Origin of the sequence: Bifidobacterium parmae (genome assembly GCF_002860365.1) — a bacterium.
GTDB classification, from domain to species: Bacteria; Actinomycetota; Actinomycetes; order Actinomycetales; family Bifidobacteriaceae; genus Bifidobacterium; species Bifidobacterium parmae.
Window position 1 is genome coordinate 88,449 of sequence record NZ_NMWT01000011.1, and the last position, 22,961, is coordinate 111,409.

At 66.2% G+C, this 22,961-nt stretch carries 15 protein-coding genes and 1 pseudogene; 12 read left to right on the forward strand and 4 right to left on the reverse strand.

From position 1 onward, the window contains the following. Positions 1 to 61 precede the first annotated feature (61 nt). The 4 genes from Uis4E_RS05340 (at position 62) to Uis4E_RS05355 (ending at position 7,359) form a co-directional block, all read left to right on the forward strand. Complete coding sequence (locus tag Uis4E_RS05340) at positions 62 to 1,504, forward strand: RNA-binding domain-containing protein (RefSeq protein ID WP_101622180.1); 1,443 nt, start codon at positions 62 to 64, stop codon at positions 1,502 to 1,504. 110 nt (positions 1,505 to 1,614) lie between these two features. Next, positions 1,615 to 2,613 carry a 23S rRNA (guanosine(2251)-2'-O)-methyltransferase RlmB gene (gene rlmB, locus Uis4E_RS05345; protein ID WP_101622181.1) on the forward strand — a complete coding sequence of 333 codons (999 nt, stop codon included), beginning with the start codon at positions 1,615 to 1,617 and terminating at the stop codon, positions 2,611 to 2,613. Between the two features lie 125 nt (positions 2,614 to 2,738). After that, the gene (locus Uis4E_RS05350) at positions 2,739 to 4,151 is read left to right on the forward strand and encodes a DUF4032 domain-containing protein (protein ID WP_101622182.1); all 1,413 of its coding nucleotides are present in this window, start codon (positions 2,739 to 2,741) and stop codon (positions 4,149 to 4,151) included. Between the two features lie 241 nt (positions 4,152 to 4,392). Further along, positions 4,393 to 7,359 carry a cation-translocating P-type ATPase gene (locus tag Uis4E_RS05355; RefSeq protein ID WP_101622183.1) on the forward strand — a complete coding sequence of 989 codons (2,967 nt, stop codon included), beginning with the start codon at positions 4,393 to 4,395 and terminating at the stop codon, positions 7,357 to 7,359. A 24-nt stretch (positions 7,360 to 7,383) separates the two neighbouring features. Here Uis4E_RS05355 and Uis4E_RS12465 read toward each other — a convergent pair. The 3 genes and pseudogenes from Uis4E_RS12465 to dcd all read right to left on the reverse strand — a co-directional run. Then, positions 7,384 to 7,530, reverse strand: a pseudogene (locus tag Uis4E_RS12465) (hypothetical protein); the annotation flags it as partial. A 483-nt stretch (positions 7,531 to 8,013) separates the two neighbouring features. Beyond that, the gene (locus tag Uis4E_RS05360; RefSeq protein WP_133125401.1) at positions 8,014 to 10,053 is read right to left on the reverse strand and encodes a hypothetical protein; all 2,040 of its coding nucleotides are present in this window, start codon (positions 10,051 to 10,053) and stop codon (positions 8,014 to 8,016) included. Between the two features lie 227 nt (positions 10,054 to 10,280). Then, positions 10,281 to 10,862, reverse strand: coding sequence for a dCTP deaminase (dcd, locus tag Uis4E_RS05365; protein WP_034525725.1), 582 nt, complete (start codon positions 10,860 to 10,862; stop codon positions 10,281 to 10,283). A gap of 364 nt (positions 10,863 to 11,226) precedes the next feature. Between dcd and Uis4E_RS05370 the strand changes: the two genes are divergently transcribed. The 6 genes from Uis4E_RS05370 to Uis4E_RS05395 all read left to right on the forward strand — a co-directional run bounded on the left by Uis4E_RS05370 (position 11,227) and on the right by Uis4E_RS05395 (position 18,938). Next, entirely contained in the window at positions 11,227 to 12,207 is a 981-nt protein-coding gene (locus tag Uis4E_RS05370) for a hypothetical protein (RefSeq protein WP_133125402.1), read from the forward strand. Then, positions 12,204 to 12,884, forward strand: coding sequence for an alpha/beta hydrolase (locus tag Uis4E_RS05375; protein WP_101622186.1), 681 nt, complete (start codon positions 12,204 to 12,206; stop codon positions 12,882 to 12,884). The genes Uis4E_RS05370 and Uis4E_RS05375 overlap by 4 nt, the downstream gene beginning before the upstream one ends. Positions 12,885 to 12,959: 75 nt before the next feature. Beyond that, entirely contained in the window at positions 12,960 to 13,841 is an 882-nt protein-coding gene (locus Uis4E_RS05380) for a sulfite exporter TauE/SafE family protein (protein WP_101622187.1), read from the forward strand. A 107-nt stretch (positions 13,842 to 13,948) separates the two neighbouring features. After that, on the forward strand, positions 13,949 to 16,021 hold the full coding sequence (locus tag Uis4E_RS05385; protein WP_101622188.1) for a Na+/H+ antiporter: 2,073 nt from the start codon (positions 13,949 to 13,951) through the stop codon (positions 16,019 to 16,021). Positions 16,022 to 16,033: 12 nt separating this feature from the next. Continuing rightward, positions 16,034 to 16,486, forward strand: coding sequence for a nucleoside deaminase (locus Uis4E_RS05390; RefSeq protein ID WP_101622189.1), 453 nt, complete (start codon positions 16,034 to 16,036; stop codon positions 16,484 to 16,486). Between the two features lie 118 nt (positions 16,487 to 16,604). Continuing rightward, positions 16,605 to 18,938 carry an alpha-galactosidase gene (locus tag Uis4E_RS05395; RefSeq protein WP_101622190.1) on the forward strand — a complete coding sequence of 778 codons (2,334 nt, stop codon included), beginning with the start codon at positions 16,605 to 16,607 and terminating at the stop codon, positions 18,936 to 18,938. 230 nt (positions 18,939 to 19,168) lie between these two features. Here the strand turns inward: Uis4E_RS05395 and Uis4E_RS05400 are convergent, their stop codons facing one another. Continuing rightward, the gene (locus Uis4E_RS05400) at positions 19,169 to 20,326 is read right to left on the reverse strand and encodes an ROK family transcriptional regulator (protein ID WP_243394355.1); all 1,158 of its coding nucleotides are present in this window, start codon (positions 20,324 to 20,326) and stop codon (positions 19,169 to 19,171) included. Positions 20,327 to 20,730: 404 nt separating this feature from the next. Here Uis4E_RS05400 and Uis4E_RS05405 point away from each other — a divergent pair, with 404 nt between their 5' ends. Next, complete coding sequence (locus Uis4E_RS05405) at positions 20,731 to 22,017, forward strand: ABC transporter substrate-binding protein (RefSeq protein ID WP_101622204.1); 1,287 nt, start codon at positions 20,731 to 20,733, stop codon at positions 22,015 to 22,017. A gap of 18 nt (positions 22,018 to 22,035) precedes the next feature. Continuing rightward, the gene (locus tag Uis4E_RS05410; RefSeq protein ID WP_101622191.1) at positions 22,036 to 22,959 is read left to right on the forward strand and encodes a carbohydrate ABC transporter permease; all 924 of its coding nucleotides are present in this window, start codon (positions 22,036 to 22,038) and stop codon (positions 22,957 to 22,959) included. Positions 22,960 to 22,961: the final 2 nt, after the last annotated feature.

The window sequence follows — 22,961 nt, forward strand, 5'->3', positions numbered from 1 at the left end:
ACTCAATTAGTGCATTGACGAAATGGTGATTACACCGAGCATACGGAGATCGGAGCATACTATGACGCCGGATGAATTGCTGCATGCGATACGAGGTGGCGAATCGGCGACCGTGGAGTTCAAGCGATGCGGCGACATCCCGCATGCGGATACATTCGAAACGGTGTGTTCGTTCTCGAATCGGATGGGCGGCGACATCTATCTCGGTGTCACGGATGAGGGGGACATCATCGGCGTCGCCTCGGAACGGGCCGTGGAGATTGAACGGAACATCGCGAACGTGGCTGTGAACCGGAAGTTGTTCGTGCCTGCCCCGACGGTGGAGACGGAACGCATCGAATGCGACGGGCGGACCGTGGTCCGCGTATGGGTCGCTCCCAGCTCATCGGTCGTCCGGTTCAAAGGCGTGGTGTACGACCGTGTGGCAGATGCCGATGTGCGCATCGACGGCGACATCCAGATCGGACAGATGTACCTCCGCAAGCAGAACTACTATTCCGAGCGCCGTATCTTCCGTTACGTCACACCATTCGACCTGCGTGCCGATCTCACCGCGCGGATGCGAAACATGGCCGTCGCCCAGCGTGCCGGGCATCCGTGGGGGGTGATGTCGGACGATGAGATGTTCCGCAGTGCCAAGCTCTATGACCGTGACTATACGACCGGTGAGGAGGGATTCAATCTTGCGGCGGTATTGCTGCTCGGCAAGGACGAGGTGATTTCCTCGATTTGCCCTGCATACGTCACCGATGCGATCGTACGCCGTGAGGATGTGGACCGATACGACGACCGGTTGATGGTCCGCACGAACCTGTTCGACGCGTATGAGCGTCTTGCCTCATTCGTACGTGATCATCTGCCTGATCGGTTCGTGCTGGATGGCGATAAACGGACCAGTCCGCGTGATCTGATCGCCCGGGAACTCGTGGCCAACAGCCTGATGCATCGTGAGTATTCCAGTCCGGTCATGGCTCGTATCGTGATGGACAACGAGTCGATTCGTACCATCAACGCGTCACGTGCGTTCTTCGAAGGGCGTATGCGGCTGGGGGAATTCACGCCGATGCCGAAGAACCCCATCATCGCCGACGTATTCGTGCAGACCGGTCTCGCCGAGACGCTCGGCAGCGGATTGCGCGCCCTCGTCAAGGCATCGCGTCTTTACACGGGCAAAGACCCCGAATTCACGGATGGCGACGTGTTCACCGCGACGGTTCCGACCCGATCGGATTCCGTTGCACCGAAGGTGACCGCGGCCAAGCCCGGCGTTCCATTCAAACATGCCGCGTCCGGTGTGCAGGCCGCCATGCAGGATAATCCGATATACGTTGCGATGACGCGGCGACTCGACGCAACCGGCGTGGTGACTGTCCCTCAGCTGGTGGAGGACACCGGCGCCGATGCGCGCACGATACGCAAATGGCTCAATGCGCTGGTCGGGAATGGTGTGCTCTTGGCGGAGGGCAAAACCCGTGGGCGCCGCTACATCCGAGCGGCCGGGTGACATGGTGGAAGGGCGCAAGACCGTGGGCGGGCCCCGCAACCGTGACGGGTTCGGGGTGATTTCGCCTGTGGCGGCGGGCGTTGGGGCGGGGTGCTGGGACAATGACCCTTATGGTTACTAAGAAAGGACCGACCAAGGGGTCGGGTGGCAAGCACAGGAACGCGCTTCGCGGCAAGGGACCGACGCCGAAGGCCGAGAACCGCGAATACCACAAGGCATACAAGATGAAGAACGCGGCGATGCGCCGCCAGATGGCCGATCCGCGTCTCGCGGCCCGCCGTCGCGCCGACAAGTTCTCGACGAACGACACCTCCGATCTGGTGTTCGGCCGCAATTCGGTGCTCGAGGCGCTGCGCGTGGGCGTGCCCAGCAACACGCTGTACGTCGCCTCGCGCATCGAGCACGACGACCGCACGCGCGAGATCGTCAAGCTCGCCGGCGTCCGCGGCCTGCACATGATGGAGGCGGACCGTCTGGAGATGGACCGCATCGCCCGCTCCGGCAACCATCAGGGCGTGATCCTCAAGGTGGATCCGTACCAGTACTCCTCGCTCGCCGAGCTGGCCGACCGCGCGGACAAGAAGGCCCGCGCGATGGAGGCCGCGAACTCGGAGGCCGCGCGCATCGCCGCACGTCCGCTGTTCATCGCGCTCGACGGCGTGACCGACCCGCAGAACCTCGGCGCGGTCATCCGTTCCGCCGCCGCGTTCGGCGCGAACGGCGTGATCCTGCCGGAGCGTCGTTCCGCGTCGGTGAACGCCGCCGCGTGGAAGGTGTCGGCCGGCGCGGCCGCGCACCTGCCGGTGTGCCGCGTCGTCAACCTGACGAAGGCGATCGAAAGCCTGAAGGAACGCGGCTACTACGCGGTCGCGCTCGACGGCGGCGGCAGCAGCCTCGTCGGCGAGACCGGATTCGAGACGGACCCGCTGGTCGTCGTGCTCGGTTCGGAAGGCAAGGGCGTGAGCCGTCTCGTGCGCGAGGCGTGCGACGCGGTCGCCGGCATCCCGATCTCCAGCCAGGTCGAATCGCTCAACGCGTCCGTGGCGGCGGGCATCAGCCTGTATGCGGTCGCGAACGCGCGCCGCAAGGCCGGCGAGGCGGCCAAGTAGGCGCGGGCATGTCCGTCGTGCCGTCGCGCGGGTGCGGAGGGGAGCACGCGCGACGGCGACGGACGCGTCACAGCAAACAGACGTAACAACATCAAGACACAGCCAGCAAGGAAGCATACGGAACGATGCAAGCATCGATGAATCTGTCGAAACTGGATCCGCGCGCGGCGAAGGCGACGAGCGTCGTCGCCGAGGCCGAGACCCCCGGCAACGCGGAGCCCCGGGCCCTGAACATCACGGCGGCGAGCTCGAACCCGAAGATGTTCACCCTGCCGTGGCACAAGCCGCTCGCCACCTGGCCGGAGGACCTGCTCGCCAATCTGCCGCGCGGCATCTCCCGCCACGTGGTGCGTTTCGTGCACGTCGGCGACGAGGTGTACGCGATGAAGGAGATCACGCGCCAGATGGCCGAGCGCGAATACGAGATCCTGCGACGTCTGCAGAAGCTCGAATTGCCGTCCGTGCGCCCGGTCGCCGTGGTGACGGGCCGCCACAACAAGGAGGGCGAGCCGCTCGAGGCGATCCTCGTGACGAAGCATCTCAAGTTCTCGCTGCCGTACCGCGCCCTGTTCGCCCGCAACCTGCGCCCGGACACGGCCGAGCGTCTCATCGACGCGCTGGCCGTGCTGCTCGTGCGCCTGCATCTGGCCGGCTTCTACTGGGGTGACGTGTCCCTGTCGAACGTGCTGTTCCTGCGTGACGCCGACGCGTTCTCCGCGTTCCTCGTGGACGCCGAGACCGGCGACCTGCAGGTGAACCTCACCGAAGGCCAGCGCGAGTACGACATCGATCTGGCGCGCACGAACATCATCGGCGAACTGATGGATCTGAGCTCCGGCCAGCTGCTGCCCAGCGACGTGGACGAGATCGAGGTCGGCAACCGTCTGGTCGAGCGCTACCACTCGCTGTGGAGCGCGCTGACCGACACCGACAAGTTCGGTCCGGACGAGATGTGGAAGATCGAGAAGCGCGTCAACAAGCTCAACGAGCTCGGCTTCGACGTGGACGAGTTGGAGATGAAGACCGACGAGGACGGCAAGCGCGTGCTCGTGCGCCCGCGCGTCGTGGACGCCGGCTACGCGAACCGCAAGCTGCTGCGTCTCACCGGCCTCGACGTGCAGGAGAACCAGGCGCGTCGCCTGCTCAACGACCTCGACGCCTACCGTGCCTCCACGTGGCGCGAGGGCGAGGATCTGGAGATCGTCGCCACCGACTGGATGCGCGAGGTGTTCGAGCCGACCGTGCGTTCGATCCCGCGCGAATACCGTTCGCAGATCGAGCCGGCCCAGTTCTTCCACGAGGTGCTCACCCACCGTTGGTTCCTCGCCGAGAAGGCGGGCCACGACGTGCCGATGAGCGAGGCGGTGACCAGCTACATCAAGAACGTCCTGCCCGGCCAGATGCTCGACAAGAAGGACATCGACACCCTCCTCGAGGAGGCCGATTCCGGCGTCGTCGACGACGAGTACACCTACAACGACCCCGACGACGGCTACAACCCCGACTTCGACCCCGACGCGGCGGTCTGGGCTCATTAACCCCGCTCCCGCTGGCGGGAGCTGTCGAGCGCAGCGAGACTGAGGGTGGTCGCGGAGCGACACGCGGTAGGCAACGCCCGCCGGCATGTTTATGCCGGCGGGCGAAATCGTGTGGAATAATGGGGCCACATGCGTCGGCGGCAGTCGCGTCGGCGCCCATAACCGCGCAGCACGCGGTCCGTCGGAGAGACAACCGGCGTTCGTGTGTTGACTACTCCGCGGCTATACCAAGGAGACCATCATGGTTGATCGCACGAAGGATCAATCCGCCGCGTCCGCAACGATCGAGGACGCGCCCACCCGGCAGGGGTTGCCGAACGACGTCGATCCGAGCCTGACCGATGCGCTCGCCGTCGCCGAAGCGCTCGACGTCGACCCGAACGTCGGCCTGAGCTCGGCCGAGGCCGCACGCCGATTGGAGCGGTTCGGCCCGAACGAGCTGGCCGGGGCGCCGCCCGTGCCGAAGTGGAAGAAGTTCCTCGCCCAGTTCAAGGATCCGCTCGTCTACCTGCTGCTCGCCGCCACCGTCATCTCCGTGATCGCGTGGTTCATCGAGAAGGCGAACGCCGTGCCAGGCGCGGAAGGCGGCGAGGCGCTGCCGTTCGACGCGATCGTCATCGTGCTCATCCTCATCGTCAACGCCGTGCTCGGCTACATCCAGGAGGCGAAGGCGGAGGCCGCGGTCGAAGCGCTCGCCGGCATGACGGCCCCCACCACATCCGTGCTGCGCGACGGCAAGGTCGTGCGTATCAACACCGTCGACGTCGTCCCCGGCGACATCATCGTGCTCGCGGAAGGCGACTCAGTCTCTGCGGACGGCCGTCTCATCACCGCGGCGAGCCTGCGCATCGCCGAAGCGTCGCTCACCGGCGAATCCGTGCCCGTCGGCAAGAAGCCGGACACGCTGCACGAGGCCAAGGCGCTCGGCGACCGCACGAACATGATCTTCAACGGCACGTCCGTCACGCAGGGCACCGGCCGCGCCGTCGTCACCGGCACCGGCATGGCCACGCAGGTCGGCAAGATCGCCGACATGCTCTCCGCCACCGAGGACGAGCAGACCCCGCTGCAGAAGGAGATGGACTACGTCTCCAAGATCCTGGGGCTAGCCGTGGTCATCATCGCCGTGGTCGTGCTCGCCGCGCTCGCGTTCCTCGAAGGCTTCCACGACATCCACGACGTCATCGACTCGCTGCTGCTCGCCGTGTCGCTCGCCGTCGCCGCCGTGCCGGAAGGCCTCGCCGCGATCCTCACCGTCGTGCTCGCGCTCGGCGTGCAGCGCATGGCCGCGCACAACGCGATCGTGAAGAAACTCCATTCCGTCGAGACGTTGGGCTCCGCGTCCGTGATCTGCTCGGACAAGACCGGCACGTTGACGCGCAACGAGATGACCGTCGAACGCATCGTCACGCCCAGCGGCGAAGTGCACCTCACCGGCACCGGCTACACGCCGGAAGGCAAGATGACGGCCGCCGACGGCTCTCCGCTCTCCGGTGACCCGTCGCTCAAGGCCGAGGCGCTCGCCACGCTCGCCGCCGGCACGATCGCGAACGACGGCGACCTGCGCGAGGAGAACGGGCGATGGGAGGTCGTCGGCGACCCGACCGAGGTGTCGCTCATCGTCGCCGCGCGCAAGACCGGCGCGATGAAGGGCTACGGCCAGTTCGCGCGCGTCGCCGAAGTGCCGTTCACGTCCGAGCGCAAACGCATGTCCGTGATCGCGAAGGACGCGACGGAAGGCGGCAAGCTCACCGTGTTCGCGAAGGGCGCGCCCGACGTGCTGCTCTCGTACTGCTCGCGCATCGCGGTCGGCGGGCAGGTGCGCCCGTTGACGGAAGGCGACCGGCAGACGATCCTCGCGACCGTCGAACGGCTCTCCGGCGAGGCGTACCGCACGCTCGGCGAGGCGTACCGTCCGCTCGGCACAGCGAACCTGTCCGAAGTGGACGGCGTGCGCGCGAACGCGGCCGGACAGGTCGCGGACATCGCCGACCAGGCGGACGCGATCGAGACCGATCTCATCTGGAACGGTATGGTCGGCATCATCGACCCGCCGCGCACCGAAGTGCGCGACTCGGTGGCCGAGGCGCATCGCGCCGGCATCCGCGCCGTCATGATCACCGGCGACCACCCGCTGACCGCCGCGCGCATCGCCTCCGACCTCGGCATCATCGAAAAGGGCGGCAAGGCGCTCACCGGCGACCAACTCGACGCGCTCGGCGACGACAAGGCCGCGTTCGACAAGGCCACATCCGAAGTGTCCGTGTACGCGCGCGTCGCGCCCGAACACAAGCTGAAGATCGTCGAATCGCTGCAACGGCAGGGCAACATCGTCGCGATGACCGGCGACGGCGTCAACGACGCCCCGGCCGTCAAGACCGCCGACATCGGCGTCGCGATGGGCATCACCGGCACCGAGGTCACCAAGCAGAGCGCGAAGATGATCCTCGCCGACGACAACTTCTCCACCATCGTGGCCGCCGTGCGCGAAGGCCGCGTGATCTTCGACAACATCCGCAAGTTCCTGCGCTACCTGCTGAGCTCCAACGTGGGCGAGGTGTTCACCGTGTTCTTCGGCGTCGTGCTCGCCGGATTCCTCGGCATCACGCAGCCCGAATCCACCGGCGTGACCGTGCCGCTGCTCGCCACGCAGCTGCTGTGGATCAACCTGCTCACCGATGCGGCGCCCGCGCTCGCGATGGGCGTCGACCCGCAGACCGAGGACGTGATGAACCGCAGACCGCGGCGCATCACCGACCGTGTGATCGACGCCTCGATGTGGGGCGACATCATCTTCGTCGGCATCATCATGGCGGCCGTCACGCTGATTGGCATGGACATGCACTTGGCCGGCGGCCTGTTCACCGACCGTTCGGTGGACGCGCTCGGCCATGAGGCGCAGATGGTCGAGGCGCGCACGATGGGCTTCACGATCCTCGTGTTCGCGCAGCTGTTCAACGCGCTCGCCTCGCGCTCCCACCTGCAGAGCGTGTTCGTCGGCCTGTTCTCGAACAAGTGGCTGTGGGGCGCGATCGGCCTGTCCATCCTGCTGCAGCTCGTCGTGATCTACGTGCCGTTCCTCAACACCGCGTTCGGCACCACGCCGCTGAGCCCGCTGGCCTGGCTCGAATGCATCGGCCTCGCCGCCTTCGTCCTCATCGCCTCCGAACTGCGCAAGTGCGTATTGCGCGCGACGGCCAAGCGCTGAGTGTGACGGTACAGGTCGGAATCATCAGGGATGAAGGATCTTGTCCCGGTAATAGGCGAAGAACGTCTTCTTCCCGGTGATGACGGAAACCTTTCCGGTGAGTCCGTACCGGAGTCGATTGAATTGCTGGTTGTCGACTCCGGTACGGATGCGTGCCCGCACCTCGAAGCCCTCTTGACTCTCCCTTAACTGAGTGGAGGCCTGTTTTTCGGTTGAGGGCGAGAATTGCGCTGTCCCTCAACCTTGCGGAGGCGGGTTTGCAGGTTGGGGGAGCACGCGGATCCGGGGCGGGACATGGCCTGTGTATGCCGTGTTCGTGTAAAACCGCTATTTTCCAAGGATTTCAGGTTCGTGCGGTTTCGCCACTCAACCGTGATCCGGCCGGTTACGGCGTTGGGTGGCGTGTCGTCCTCCCACTCAACCCGGAAAACGGGCGAATACGGGTTGAGGGGAACCCTGATTCTCCCACTCAACCCGGAAAACGGGCGAATACGGGTTGAAGGGAAGGTGCCCAGCTCGGGAACCGGCCGCCACGCGCCACGGATGGTGGCGGGAGCGTGCCTCCCGTCCAATCCGGTCCCTACACGCCACAATGCGAAGAGCGGGATTTCCTCCCTTTTGTGGACGGATGACTACAAGCCGGTGGGAATCCGGTCAGTTCGAGCCGCCGACGGTGGCGTCGGAATCACCACTGCCGCTGCCGGCGTCCGAACCGGTTCCGGAATCACTGCCGGTGCCGCCGCTGGTGCCGGAGGACGATCCGGAGTTGTTCTGGTTCTGCGGCTGCCGCTGGTTCTGTTGCTGCTGGGCCTGCTGCTGCGCCTGGGCGTCGGCCTGCTGTTTGGCGGACATCGACGCGTTCACGTCGGACATCGCCTTTTCCAGCTGCGACTTCGCGTTGTTCACGTCCGATTCGGACGGATTCGACTGTCCGGCCACGTTGTTCGCGTTGCTGATGGCGCTCTGCAGCGAGCTGCGCGTGCTTTCGTCGGCCACCTGTCCGGCGGAGTTGTTGAGCAGGCTCTGCGCGTTCGCGATCGAACTGTTGAGGTCCGACTTCAGCGCGTTCGAGGTCTGCGATCCCTTGCTGTCGCTCACAGCCTTCTCCGCGTCGTCGATCTTCGACTCCAGTTCCTTCGCCTGCTTGCGCGTGTCCTTGAACTTCTGCGTGTTCGACTTCAGATCGTCCTTGGACATGTCCGCCGAGCAGGTGGCGTCCGTCTTGACGTTCTGCGCGTCGGCGATCGCCTGGTTGAGCGTGGTGAGCGTGTTCGCGTCCGCCACCTGGCTGCTGTTCGTGTTCGCGACGGTCTGCTGCGCCGTGGTCACCTTGCTTTGGAGGGTCTTCAGTTCGTCGTTGGCCTTGTCCTGTGCGCTCGTGCACGAGGCGTACAGGATCTTGCCGATGTTCGCGTGGTAGAACGCCACGCCGCCGGCGATCAGCGCGATCACGGCGATCACGGCGACGACGATGCCGACGATCTTGCCGTTCGAGAGTTTCCGTCCGCTGCGACGGCCCTTCGACTCCTTGCCGTCGTCATCCTCGTCATCGTTCTCGTCTTCGTCGTCATCGTCCGGTTCGATGGCGGGAGGCATCGCCGTCGGCGAGGATTGCGCCGTGCGCGCCTCCTGCTCGGCCTGCTCCATCATCTCCGGCGTGAACACCTGCGTGGCCGCCTCGGTCGGATCGGCGGTCGTGGCCGCGCCCATGGCCGTCGTGGCTTCGGTGCCGGCGAGCGGCTGCGGCTGGCCGTACGGCTGCGCCGCGGGGAACGCCATCGTCGCCTGATCGCCGAGCACCTCGGTCTCGCCTGCCGACGGCATCGCCTGCGCCGGCTGCAACGGATTGAACGCCTGCGTCGGCTGGTCGACGGGCTGCGTCTGCGGGGCAGACTGCTGCATCACCGGTTGTGTGAACGCCTGCGTCGGCTGTGCGAATGACTGTGCGGGTTGTGCCATCTGCACCGGCTGCACCGGCTGCGTCGGCTGCATCGTCGGCATGGTCTGCACAGGCTGCTGCATGACCGGCTGGCCGATGGACTGCTGCATGACCGGCTGTGCGATGGGCTGGGCCGGCTGCTGCACCGGCTGCGTCGGCTGGGGTGTCGCGGGCTGGTCGAACTCCGCCAGCGGGTCGAACGCCTGCGTGGATTCCCCGACCGAAGGTGCGTCGGCGATGGGCGACGCGGGCGCCGAATGACGACCGTGACGCGGCGTATGCGCCGGTTCGGCGAATCCCGGCTGGTCGGTCTGCGCGAATTGGGTCGGCTGCTGCACGGGCTGCTGCACGGGCTGCTGTACCGGCTGCGCATACTGGACGGGCTGTGTGAACTGCGGGACCTGCGTCGGCTGGGGCTGTACGGGTTGCGCATATTGACCCGGCTGTGCGAACTGCATAGGCTGCGGCTGCTGTGTGAACTGCACGGGCTGCGTCGGCTGGGCGGACTGTCCGACGGGCTGCGCATACTGCATCGGCTGCTGCACGGGCTGTACTGGTGCCATCGTCGGCTGCGTCGAGACCGGTGCGACCGGTTGAAGGACCGGTGCGACCGGTTGCGTGACCGGTTGCGAGACCGGTTGCATCTGAGGCGTGGACGGCACTACCGGCGTCGCCGGCGCGACCGGCTGGGCCGGCTGCTGCGCCACCGCCTTTTTCTGAAAGTCGAATTGGAATTCACCGCTCGGATCGGTCATCGCGTCTCCTCAATCCCGTATCTGTCTCGCATCGCTATCGCTCTTCATTCATAGTAACGACGGCCGTCATCGCCCGTCACGTCGCGATCATCCGGCCACGCATCATCGCGATCGGACCGCACGTCGCACACACGCCGGAACCGCACGTCACGCACGGCACCGGACCCGCCGCACGTCCCGCACGCGCCGGCATCGGCGCCGCGGGACGCGCGTGCGGGACGACGCGCTCAGTCGTCGATGTGCGCGCGGTAGAAATGCTCGTAGGAGCGGCTCGGCGTCGGGCCGCGCTGGCCCTGATAGTGCGAGCCGACGCCCGCGGAACCATACGGATGCTCGGCGGGGGAGCTTAGCTGGAAGAAGCACATCTGACCGATCTTCATGCCCGGCCACAGCTTCACCGGCAGCGTCGATACGTTCGACAGCTCCAACGTGATATGCCCCTCGAAGCCCGGATCGATGAATCCGGCGGTCGAATGGGTGAGGATGCCGAGGCGGCCCAGCGAGCTCTTGCCCTCCAGGCGCGCGGCGATCGTCGCGTCGAGCTTGACGTACTCCCACGTGGCGCCGAGCGCGAACTCTCCCGGATGCAGGATCCACGGCTCGTCCGGGTCGACGGCGAACTCCTCGGTGAGCGCGCCCTGGTTCTCGGACGGGTCGACATAGGTGTAGGCGTGGTTGTTGAACAGGCGGAAGAACCGGTCGAGCCTCACGTCGATCGAGGCGGGCTGGACCATCTCCGGGGTCCACGGGTCGAGCGAGATATGCCCATCGGCCTGCGCGGCCAGAATGTCGCGGTCGGACAGCAGCATGACAGCTCCTCACGGCGAATAGGACGAATGTGATACCGCCCACAAGCCTAGCGCCCACCCAAAACACGCGGAAACAACGATGCTGCGGGAGCGATTCCCAGCAAGCTCACAGGGAAACACATCGGGAAACCCAGACTCGCGTGGTTATCTATGAACTGTCAACGAAAGCTGACGTGGAGCGCAAGCCCCGACAACTGAACCTTTCTTCTTCTCTCTCCTTTCTCTGGCCCCGGTGGTTCCCGCCACCGGGGTTTTCCTTTGCCCGGGAATGATGCCGCGGCGCGGTAGACTGGGCGAAGCGGGCGATGGACGCCCGGTAGCAAGGTGGTAGCGGTACAAGGCAGTCGGCACGAAGGGGAACATCATGAAGGCTGAGGAATACGACTTCTTCGAGGGGAGGGACGACGAGCCGCGCAGTCGGCGCGACCGTCGGCAATCACGGGCGCAATCACGGGCGCAGTCACGGCAGCAACGTGCGCGGGCGTCCGCGGCGCCGCAATCGCAATCCGAGATTCCCCCCGTCCCGATGCCGCCCGGCACGCGCATCGGACGCGCGCATGAGGCCACCTACCGTGTCGGCGACCGTCCCGGCAAGGTGAGCCGCCGCGTCGCCCTGGCCGCGCTGCTCGCCGGTCTCGTCGCCGTCGCGCTCGCCGGCCTGTCCGCCGCGCACGAGCTCGCCCCCGCCTACCTCGACCCGGACGGCAAGGTGTCCGGCAGACTCATCGCGATCGCCGGCGCCGCGCTCATCGCCGTCACGCTCGTTCTCGTCATCGTCGCCCGCGCGACCACGCCGCGCCGCGTCAGCCGTCGCGGCGTCGCGTCGGGCGGCATCATCACGTTCGTCCTCGCCGTGCTGCTGCTCGCGCTCGGCGTGGTCGTCGGCGTGCTGTTCCCGCTCGGTCTGATCCGTCCGGCCGTGCGCGACGAGGCGCCGTCCGGCAGCGCCGACGGCATGAAGTTCGGCATCGAACGCGTCGTCGGAACATGCACGTCCGGCTGGACGGATCTCAACGTGGGAGGCTATCCGGGCGTCGACAGCGCGGCCGTCTGCACCGATACGCGCGTCGCCTACATCACGTTCGATTCGGACATCGTCGCGGATTCGTACAACGGCGCCGTCACGGCGAAGATCACCGAACTGCTCGACGAGCACGCCGACGATGCGCGCGCGCAGGGCGACTGGCGCACGCTCGGCACCGGCCGGTGGCTCGCGTTCGGCAGCAAAGAGAACATGACCGCGCTCCAACGCGAATGGGGTGGTACGCTCGCCACCGTGGAGTCGGACGGCACGTCCGGCGGCACGGCAACGAGCACGTCAGGCAGCGAGGCGAAATCATCATGACGGTCGACTTGAACATCGCACGGTATTCGCGCGGAGGGGGCGCGACGCACCCCACGCATCCGCTGTTCCTGTGCCTGCACGGCTGGGGGTCGAACGAGGCGGAACTCGCCGACCTGATGCGCCAGATCGCGCCGTACAACGATTTCGCGAGCCTGCGCGGCCCGATCCGTCTCGCCGCCGGCGACGCGTACTCGCCCGGCGCGTTCGCCTGGTTCGGCGAGCAGGTGCCGTTCGGCGAGGACCTCGACCGCGCCGCCTACGAGATGGCCGTGTCGATCGACCGGTGGGTGACGAACAACCTGCCGGACGAACGCGAGGTCGTGCCGCTCGGATTCGCGCAGGGCGGTCTGCTCGCGATCCACCTGCTGCGCGTCAACCCGAAACGGTACCGGGCCGTCATCTCCCTGTCCGGATACATCGCGCCGGGGCTCGTGCCCGGCACCGCGCCCGCCGACGGGCTCATCGAACGCTACAACATCCCCGTGTTCTACACGTACGGCAAGAACGACGAGGTCGTGCCGAAGTACGAATTGTTCGCCGCGCAGGCGTGGCTCAACGAGCGCACGTGGCTCACCACGAAAAGCTACCGTGCGCTCGACCACAACGTGAGTCTCGAAGAGCTCGCCGACCTGCGCGAATGGCTCCTCGGCCACGACATCACCTCCGGCGTGCTGTGACTCTGAGGCGCTAACCCCGTACAACAAGTGGAAACCGGCCGGCGCGGCCGTGCCTGCCGTGCCTAGAGTGACGGTATGAACGCAGCAACCGACACCACGACCTCCGACACCCGTATCGCCGAACCGGCCAAGTCCGCCGCCAAGCGGCCCTCCGCCCCCGCCGCCATCGACGAGAACCATCTCGACGAATCCCCGCGCGGACTCGCCGTCATGGCCGTGGTGGGCGTGCTCGTCGGCATCCTGTCGGGCCTGTTCGGCATCGGCGGCGGCACCGTCATCGTGCCGGCGCTCGTGTGGCTGGGACTCACGCAGCGCCACGCGGCCGCCACGTCGATGATGGCGATCGTGCCCACCGCCGTCTCCGGCGTCGCCTCCTACGCGTTCGAAGGCGACGTGGACTGGATCGCCGCGCTCATCGTGTTCTGCGGCATGTTCGTCGGCGGCCAGATCGGTTCGTGGCTGCTGTCCAAGCTCCCGGAGCTCGTGCTCCGGTGGGCGTTCGTCGTGTTCCTCCTGTTCGTGATGGTCAATCAGGCCATGTCGAATCCGTCGCGCGACTCGCGCATCGTGATGAGCGTCGGCACGGTGATCGGCCTCATCGCGTTCGGCGTGATCGCGGGCGTGCTCGCCGGCCTGCTCGGCATCGGCGGCGGCGCGATCTGCGTGCCCGCATTGTCGATCCTGTTCGGCGCGAGCGACCTGATCGCGCGCGGCACGTCGCTGCTCGCCATGTTCCCGAACGCGATCACCACGTCCGTCGCGAACGTGCGCCGCCGCATGGTGCACGTGAAGGCGGCGGTGATCATCGGCGTCGTCGCCGCGCTCACCGCGCCGCTCGGCACGTGGATGGCGGCGGCCGTCACGCCGCGCGCCGGCGCGATCATGTTCACCGTGTACCTGGGTGTCCTGCTCGTGCGTTCCGTGTTCGTCGCGATGAAGGCGACGAGACGGCGCTGAGTGTTCGCGCTGAGTGTTCGCGCTGAGCCATACCCTGCGAAACGATTTCCTAACCCGTTTTCTATACTCTTGACAGCGCAGAGAAGGCGGGAGGAGACGGAAGGTTCATGGACGTACTCGAACTGATTTTGTGCATCATCGCGGCGGTCGTGTCGTCCTCGTTCCTGAGCCGGTTCATCCCCAAGGTGTCGACGCCGCTCGTGCAGATCGCGCTCGGCGCGGCGATGACGCTCCTGCCGTTCTTCCCCAGCGTCGAACTCAACCCTGAAGTGTTCATGGTGCTGTTCATCGCGCCCCTGCTGTACCTGGAGGCGCATGAGATCGACAAGTCGGCGCTGCTCAAGACGTTGAAGCTCAGCCTGTCGCTCGCCATCGGCCTCGCCATCGCGACGATGGCGGCCGTCGGCTTCACGCTGAGCGCGATCTGGCCGGCGATGCCGCTGGCCGCCGCGCTCGCGCTCGGCGCCGCGCTCGGGCCCACCGACGCGGTCGCCGTCAGTTCGCTCGGCAAGGAGGCGTCGCTCACGATGCGACAGCGGGGCGTGCTCAAAGGCGAATCGTTGTTCAACGACGCGTCCGGCATCGTCGGCTTCCAGTTCGCGATCGCCGCGGCCGTGACCGGCGAGTTCGCGGTCGGCGAGGCGGCCGGCGACTTCGCCGTCTCGTTCATCGGCGGCGCGCTGTTCGGCATGGTCGTCGGACTGTTCGTCAACTGGCTGTTCGAGACGGTGCGCTCGCTCGGCTGGGAGACCACGACCACGCGCATCCTCATGGAACTGTTCCTGCCGTTCCTGCTCTACCTCGGTGCGGAGGAGGTGCACGTCTCCGGCATCCTGTCGGTCGTGGCCGCCGGCCTGCTCATCCGCTTCGACCGCACCGGCATCGGCCCGAACGTGGCGCGCACGAACATCGTCGCCTCCAGCGTGTGGGGCGTGCTGTCGTTCACGCTCAACGGCGCCGTGTTCATCCTGCTCGGCATGCTGCTGCCCGGCGCGATGACCGCCAGCTGGTCCGACCCGTGGGTGAGCAACAAGCTGCTCATCGGCGTGATCCTGCTCGTCACCGGCGTGGTCATCGCGTTGCGGTTCGTGTGGGTGTCGGCCATGCTGCGCCTCGCACGCGACGTGACCACCGGCAAACGCCGCAGGATGACGCCGGAACGGTGGCGTTCCGCCGCGGTGATGACGTTCGGCGGCGCGAAGGGCACGATCACGCTGTCCCTGATGTTCACGATCCCGTACTACCTGTCCGGCGGCAAGCCGTTCCCGATGCGCGACGAGCTCATCTTCATCGCCTCCGGCGTGATCGTCGTGACGCTGCTGCTCGCCAACTTCCTGCTGCCGCTGCTCGCCCCCAACCGCAACAAGGACACGGGCGCCGAACTCAACGAGATCACCATCGAGGTGCTGCGGCGCACCGTCGAGGAGCTCACCAGCCGCATCACGCCCGACAACCGCCGTGCCGTGCTCATGGTCATCGACTCGTACACGAAGCGCATCAGCCGCCTCAAGCACCGTCTCGGCAAGCTCGACCCGCAAGGCTACGGGGAGCTGCAGATCCAGGCGCTCAACTGGGAGAAGCAGTTCGTGCGCGACCGTCTCGCCGACCTCAAGGCGCATCCGAGCGCGGACAAGGCCGAACAGGAGCTCAACGTGGAAGTGTGCGAACGCATGCTTGACCAGATCATGAACACGCTGCGTCACACGACCGCCGGACCGGAGACCGGGCGCATCGGCTGGCAGCTCGGCGGCCGCCTGCGCGGCTGGAAGCACCGGACCATGAACCTCGTCAAGCGCACGGTCAACAAGATCCGCCGCACCACGCCGCTGGTGAGCGAGGACCAGATCTTCGCGCACATGCGCACGCTGCAGGTCGACGCCATCGAACACGTGATCGGCAGGCTCGGCGAGGAGATGAGCCACGACCGGTTCAACACGGAGTTCTGCTCCGCGCTGATCCTCGACTACCGCCGCGCCGAAGCCTCGCTCAAAGCCCGTCCGAACATGGAGGGCAGCGCGGCCGCCGCCGGCCAGGCCGACGAGATCAAGAAGCAGAGCTATGCGATCGAGCTCGGCATCGTGCAGGACATGCTCGAAGCCGGCGACATCTCCCGCCCCCAGGCCCGCGAACTCCGCCGCAACGTCTATGTCATGCAGGTCGATGCCGATTCCGGCATCTGACAGGGGAGCGACATGCGATACGACGAGGAGATGGGCGAGGCGCTCGCGCTGGCCCGACGCGCGGCGGCCGCCGGCGACGTGCCGGTCGGCGCGCTGGTGATCGACACGGCGACCGGCACGGTCATCGGCCGCGGATGCAACACCCGCGAGGTGGACGGCGATCCGCTCGCGCACGCCGAGATCATCGCGATGCGCGAGGCGGCCGAATCCCGAGGCGACTGGAATCTCGCCGACTGCACGCTCGTCGTCACGTTGGAGCCGTGCCCGATGTGCGCGGGCGCGTGCCTCCAGACGCGCATCGGGACCATCGTGTTCGGCGCGTGGGATGCGAAGCTCGGCGCGTGCGGTTCGATCTGGGACATCCCCCGCGACCCGCACGTCGGCCACGAGCCGGAGGTCCACGGCGGCGTGCGCGAATCCGAATGCGCCGCCCTCCTCGCCGCCTTCTTCGCCGCCAAACGCTGAGTCGTCGAGTCGCCGGACCGTAATTTCTTTCCAGCGGCAAGGAACACTCTGGGGGATGGCAAGGAAAGACGATTGGCCTACCATCGGGAATCGGAACCACAGACCCCAAGGAGCAGCAATGACGCGTATCGAACGATTCACGGGAACCGGCGCCGACGGCACCCCGATCACCATCATCTACGCCGAACAGTCCGGCACCGCGCACGAATCCGCCACGCGCCCGGACGCCGCCGTCGCGTTCGCGCTCGCCTTCCCCGGCGACGAACTGCCGCGCTTCGTGCATTGGGGCAAGCCGGTCGCCGCGTCCGAAACCCTGCTCTCCCAGGTCGACGCCCTCAAACCACAGCGCGTGTCCGGCGCTCTCGACGAGACCATGTGGCCGTCGATCCTGCCCACGCAAAGCGAATCATGGATCGGCCAGAAGCGTTTCGAAGTACGCCGCGGCGGCATCGAACTGTTCCCGCGCTTCACCGTCACCGACATCGCGACGACGCTCGACGCGCGCCCCGCACTCGACGTGACGCAGGCCGTCGACGCCCCCGAATCCACGCCGTCCGAAGCACGCGTGAACGCGCCGACCGTGACCGTCAAGACCCCGGTCGTCACCGTCACCGCCGCGGACGCCGAACAGGGCATACGTCTCGTCTGGACCGTCGAACTGCTGCACGGCGGTCTCATCCGCCAGCGCGCCACCATCGCCGACACGACCGAAGCCGCCGCCGACGGGTTGGAGATCGGCAAGGTCGAACTCGGTTTCCCGCTGCCCGCCGTCGCCACCGAGATCCTCACCACCACCGGCCACCATCTGCGCGAACGCAGCCCGCAGCGCCAACCGCTCACCGTCGGCCGGTTCGAAAAGGTGTCGATGGCCGGACGCCCCGACTTCGACGCGAGCCTCCTGCTCACCGCCGGCGTGCCTGGCTTCGGCTTCGAACACGGCGAAGCCTACGCCGTACACGTCGGCTGGAGCGGCAACAGCGTGCTCGCCGCCGAACGCCAGCCGTACACGGACGGCGTGATCGGCGGCGGCGAGATCCTGTTCGGCGGCGAAGTCACGCTGCACGGCGACGCCGCGTACACGACGCCATGGGTATACGGCGCGACCGGCGACGGCCTCAACCAGATCGCCGCACGCTTCCACACGTACCTGCGCGACCTCCACCCCGAACTCGCGTCCAAGCCGCGCCCCGTCATCCTCAACACGTGGGAGGCCGTCTACTTCCAGCACGACTACGACACGTTGACCGCGCTCTCCGACAAGGCCGCCGCGACCGGCGTCGAACGATTCGTCGTCGACGACGGATGGTTCGGCTCCCGCCGCGACGACACGTCCGGACTCGGCGACTGGCAGATCTCGCCCGCGGTCTGGCCCGACGGGCCGAAGAGCCTCAAGGCGCTCGCCGACTACGTGCACGGCAAGGGGATGGAGTTCGGCCTGTGGTTCGAACCCGAGATGATCAACCCCGATTCCGACACGTACCGCGCCCACCCGGATTGGGTGCTCGCGCCCGCCAAGGGACGCCTGCCGATGCAGGGCCGCTCCCAGCAGGTGCTCGACCTGACCAACCCGGAGGCGTACGCCTACATCTACGGGTGCATGGATCGGCTCGTCGGAGAGCTTGGCATCGACTACATCAAGTGGGACCACAACAAGCTCGTCACCGAAGGCGTCTCGCCGCGCACCGGCCGTCCGGCCGTGCACGCGCAGACGCTCGCCGTCTACCGCATCTTCCGCGATCTCAAAGCCGCGCACCCGGGGCTCGAGATCGAAAGCTGCTCGTCTGGCGGCGGCCGCGTCGACCTCGGCATCCTCGAACTCGCGAGCCGCATCTGGGTGTCCGACTGCGTCGACCCGGTCGAACGCGCCGACATCCAGCGTTACACGTCGCTGCTCGTGCCGACGTGCATGATGGGCGAGCACGTGGGCGCGAGCCCCGCGCACTCCACGCAGCGCGCCACCAGTCAGGAACTGCGCATGGCGATGGCGTTCTACGGGCACATGGGCATCGAATGGAACCTGCTCAAAGAGTCGGACGCCGACGTGGCCAAGCTCGCCGCATGGGTCGCCGAATTCAAGCGCCACCGCGCATGGTTCGCCGTGGATTCGTGCGTCCACACCGACACCCCCGACCCGGCCGTGCGCGTCGACGGCATGGTCAAACCCGACCGGACCGCCGCGTTCTACCGCTTCACGCAGCTCATCACCTCGCAGACCTACCCGGCCTCGCCGGTCCGTCTGCCCGGCCTCGACCCGGACGCCGTCTACCGCGTGCAGCCGCTGCACCTCGACCTCGACCTCGCGGCGCTCGGCATCGGCAACGGCCAGTCCCCGCTCGGCTGGTGGACGCCCGACGGCGTCCTCATGACCGGCCGCGCGCTCGCCACCTACGGCCTGCGCCCGCCGTCGTTGCACCCGGCCCAGAGCGTCCTGTTCACTGCCGTCCAGCAGTGAACAACCGCCTCGCCGCAGGCGAGACAATATCACCGCCCCCGCTGGCGGGGGCTCCCGCAGGCGCGCGCCCAATCCGGCAGATATCGGAAAATGTCGCCCCCGCTGGCGGGGGCTCCCGGCGTAGCCGGGTGGGGGTGGTCCCGGCTGGTGGTCGTGACGAACACGCCCAACACCACCCTCCGGCGCTTCGCGCCACCTCCCGCCAGCGGGGAGGCAGTGAACGGACCGCGTCAGCCGATGTACCGTGCGATCACGCGCGACGCGGCCGCCTTCGCCCACAGCTGCCAGTCATGCTCGACGACGGTGAACTCGACCGGCGCGGCCTGGCTGTGCCGGTAGCGGCGGATCCCGTCGCGCACCGCGTCGATTCCGATGTTCGCGAGGAACGCCGATTCCCCGGCGATCATCACCTTCGACGGCATCGCGATGTTCGCGATCGTCGCGATCAGCGAGCCCAGCCGGAAGCATGTGCGGTCGGCGAGCCGCGACGCGAGCGGCAGCCCGGCCTTCGCGTCGCGCGCGAAATCGTCGAACGTGCACGCGTGCCCGATCATCCGCGCATACTGTTCGGTGATCGAATCGTCGGTCAGGCATTGCGCGCATCCGACGTGTCCGGCGGTGCATCGCGGCCCGTCCGGGTCGACGAGCACGTGCCCGAGCAGCCCGTAGCTCTTGTCCGGATACGTGACCGGCTCGCCGTGCATCGCGAGCGAATACCCGACGCCCACGCCGATCGTGAGCACGGCGAACGCCTCCAATCCCACGCCCGGGCCGAACCAGCTCGCGTCGACGAGCAGTGAATCGATGTCGTTGTACACGTTGCACGGCAGTCCCGTCGCACGTTCCAGCATCGCGGCGAGCGGCACGTCATGGTCCCAGCGCAGGAACGGCGCGAACGTGACGTCGCGTTCGCCGCGCACGTGGCCGCCGATCGCCACGCCCACCGCCGTCGGCGGGGGCAGTGGCGTTCCGGCCACGTCGTCGCGGCATTCCCGCACGAGCGTGGCGATCGCGGCCGTCACCTGTTCCGGCGAACGGTCGGGGAACGCGCGTTCGTGACGTGACGACACGACCTCGCCGTGCGCGTTGACGACCGCGGCGATCGCCGACGTGCCCTGCGCCTTGACGCCGATGAACGTGCGTGCGTCCGCGCGCAGACGCAATGCGGTCTTCGGCCGTCCGCGGCGCTCCGTGCTTTCGCGCGGCGTGAATCCCTGCGGCAGCGGGCCGCGTGCGACGGCGTCGCCGGGCAGTTCCTCGATGACGCCGGCGTGGATGAGGTCGCTGGTGATGCGCGACAGCGCGCCTTGCGACAATCCGAGCATCTGCGCGAGCGTGGTGCGTGCGATCGGCCCGTATTTCGCGATGGCGCGCGCCACCCGGTGCATGTATTCGGAGCCTTCGAACCATCGGGGGAAGTCCTGTGCGTCCGTGCGTGTGTTCGTATGTACGTCCGTATGAGCGTCCGTATGCTCGGCATCCTGCGATTGCGTTGTTCTTCCCGTTCCGTCGACCATGACACCATCCTTCCGGGAGATTCGCCGGATACCTTCCGACATGGGCCGTGCGCGCCGGCGCGTGCCAGGCGCGGACCGGCCCGAATTCCATTCCTAGGATACATAAATCGAGTGGGTTTAGTTTCCAGCGGCGATGGACTCGCTCGCACTTGGAATGAAAAACCTCGAACCGTATCGTGGGGGCCATGCCCGGCGGCATTGAAGCCGCAGGCGTCAGAGAACAGTTAAGGAGTCTACGAATGAAGTGCGATTCCCCCAATCCGAATGCGGAATCGATGCGTTCGTCGCGTCTGTCGCGTCCGCTGCGCATGGTTGCCACTCGTCTTGCCGCGACCATCTGCGCGATCGCGGTCGGCGTCGGACTGGCCGGTTGTGGTGCGAACACCGCCGGCACCATCACGCTTGATTTCTTCCAATTCAAGTCCGAGGCGGCCGACTGGTTCAAGCAGGCTGCGGCGGAGTTCGAACAGGAAAATCCGACCATCAAGATCAACATCAACAACTCCGCCAATGCGCAGACCGACCTGCGCACCAGGTTCGTGAAGAACCGTGTGCCCGATGTCATCACGTTCAACGGCGACATCAGCTTCGGCAACTTCGCCGCATCCGGCGTCTTCTATGACTTCACCGACGAGCCGATCGTCGAGAGGCTCAACCCCGGCATGGTGAACATCGCGAAGAACCTCGTGCAGACCACTGACCAGTCGAAGAAGCGCCTGTATGGTCTGCCGTTCGCCGGCAACGCTTCCGGCTACATCTACAACAAGGCGATTTGGCGCAAGGCCGGTGTCGATCCGGAGAATCCGCCGACCACGTGGAGCGAGTTCACCGCGATGCTGCAGAAGTTCCGCGAGCAGGGCATCAACCCGGTCGAGGCCACCGTCGCCGACGCGTGGACCACGCAGGCGCCGCTCGCGTCCCTTGCCGGCACGCTCGTGCGTGAAAGCGAGTACACGGACCTCAAGCAGGGGACGACGAACTTTCAGAAGATGTGGAAGGAGACGGTGACCAAGGAGGTGGAGCTCTTCAAGTACGCCGACGGCGACAAGGGCATCACCTATCAGCAGGGTACGCAGAACTTCGCCAAGGGTTCCGCGGCGATCATCCCGCTCGGCACCTACGCGATTCCGCAGATTCTCATGATCAACAAGAATGCCGACTTGGGATTCGCGCAGATGCCAGCCACCGACGATGCGGACGAGCAGATTCTCACCGCCGGCGACGACGTGATGATCACGATGGGTGCCACCACCAAGCACAAGGCCGAGGCGATGAAGTTCATCGAATTCCTGATGAGTGAGAAGACGCTCAACGACTACGCCGACGCGAATTCCGCCATCACCCCGCTCAAGAAGACGCACTTCGGCAACAAGGCCCTTGAAACCGTGCGCCCGTTCTTCGAGAAGAACAAGGTCGCCGACTTCTGCGACCACTACATCCCGTCTTCGATCAACATCGGAGGCTACCTGCAGACGATGGTGACCAGCGGCGACACGGACCGCTTCCTGAACCAGATGCAGACCGAATGGGACAAGGTTCAGGCCAGGACCTTCACGAACTGACAAGGAAGGAGAGAGAACATGACAACCGCAACGAAACCCGCCAGCCACGCGAAGAGCGCGCGGAAGCGTTCCGCGTTCTCCGACCGCAAGGTCGACCACGCTTTCTACTGGATGGCCGTGCCCGCCGCCATCGTCTTCGCCATCTTCCTGTACGTGCCGTTCCTGCAGGGCGTGATGTATTCGTTCACCAATTCGCAAGGCTATGGTGACTACGACTTCATCGGCATCAAGAACTACATCGCCTTGTTCCAAGACAACCGCGTGGGCCACGCCTATCTGTTCACGTTCCTCATCGCCGTGGCGATCACCATCCTCATCAACGTCATCGCGATGTTCATCGCGGTCGCGCTGAACGGCAAGATCGCGTTCAAGAACGGCTTCCGCGCGATCTTCTTCGTGCCCTACACGCTGTCCGTGTTGGTCATCGGCTACGTGTTCAAGTACATCTTCATGAACCCGCTGCCGGCCCTGGGCAAAACCCTCGGCATTGAATGGCTGTCCGAATCGCTGATCACCAGCGATCAGTATTCGTGGGTGCCGATTGTCTTCCTCGCCGTCTGGCAGGGTGTCGCCTACTCCGTGCTGCTGTACCTTGCCGGCCTGCAGACAATCGACGACGAAATCTACGAGGCCGCGGCGCTTGACGGCGTCAACGTCTGGCAGAAGTTCTGGAAGATCACCTTCCCGCTGATCGGACCGTTCTTCACCATCAACCTCGTCCTGTCCATGAAGAACGCGCTCGGCACGTTCGACCAGGTGGTCGCCCTGACCGACGGCGGTCCGAACTCCGCCACCGAGACCGTGACCTATCTCATCTGGAAGGGCGGCCTGACCGGTGGCGAGTACGCGTACCAGACCGCTAACGCCGTGCTCTTCTTCATCGTTCTCGCGATCATCGCGTTCATCCAGCTCAAGTTCTTCGGCAGCAAGGAAAAGGTGTGAGT

Excerpts from the sequence above, each read along its gene's own strand:
- Uis4E_RS05340 (WP_101622180.1), top strand. The coding sequence starts at position 62 with ATGACGCCGGATGAATTGCTGCATGCGATACGAGGTGGCGAATCGGCG.
- rlmB (WP_101622181.1), top strand. The coding sequence starts at position 1,615 with ATGGTTACTAAGAAAGGACCGACCAAGGGGTCGGGTGGCAAGCACAGG.
- Uis4E_RS05350 (WP_101622182.1), top strand. The coding sequence starts at position 2,739 with ATGCAAGCATCGATGAATCTGTCGAAACTGGATCCGCGCGCGGCGAAG.
- Uis4E_RS05355 (WP_101622183.1), top strand. The coding sequence starts at position 4,393 with ATGGTTGATCGCACGAAGGATCAATCCGCCGCGTCCGCAACGATCGAG.
- Uis4E_RS05360 (WP_133125401.1), bottom strand. The coding sequence starts at position 10,053 with ATGACCGATCCGAGCGGTGAATTCCAATTCGACTTTCAGAAAAAGGCG.
- dcd (WP_034525725.1), bottom strand. The coding sequence starts at position 10,862 with ATGCTGCTGTCCGACCGCGACATTCTGGCCGCGCAGGCCGATGGGCAT.
- Uis4E_RS05370 (WP_133125402.1), top strand. The coding sequence starts at position 11,227 with ATGAAGGCTGAGGAATACGACTTCTTCGAGGGGAGGGACGACGAGCCG.
- Uis4E_RS05375 (WP_101622186.1), top strand. The coding sequence starts at position 12,204 with ATGACGGTCGACTTGAACATCGCACGGTATTCGCGCGGAGGGGGCGCG.
- Uis4E_RS05380 (WP_101622187.1), top strand. The coding sequence starts at position 12,960 with ATGAACGCAGCAACCGACACCACGACCTCCGACACCCGTATCGCCGAA.
- Uis4E_RS05385 (WP_101622188.1), top strand. The coding sequence starts at position 13,949 with ATGGACGTACTCGAACTGATTTTGTGCATCATCGCGGCGGTCGTGTCG.
- Uis4E_RS05390 (WP_101622189.1), top strand. The coding sequence starts at position 16,034 with ATGCGATACGACGAGGAGATGGGCGAGGCGCTCGCGCTGGCCCGACGC.
- Uis4E_RS05395 (WP_101622190.1), top strand. The coding sequence starts at position 16,605 with ATGACGCGTATCGAACGATTCACGGGAACCGGCGCCGACGGCACCCCG.
- Uis4E_RS05400 (WP_243394355.1), bottom strand. The coding sequence starts at position 20,326 with ATGCACCGGGTGGCGCGCGCCATCGCGAAATACGGGCCGATCGCACGC.
- Uis4E_RS05405 (WP_101622204.1), top strand. The coding sequence starts at position 20,731 with ATGCGTTCGTCGCGTCTGTCGCGTCCGCTGCGCATGGTTGCCACTCGT.
- Uis4E_RS05410 (WP_101622191.1), top strand. The coding sequence starts at position 22,036 with ATGACAACCGCAACGAAACCCGCCAGCCACGCGAAGAGCGCGCGGAAG.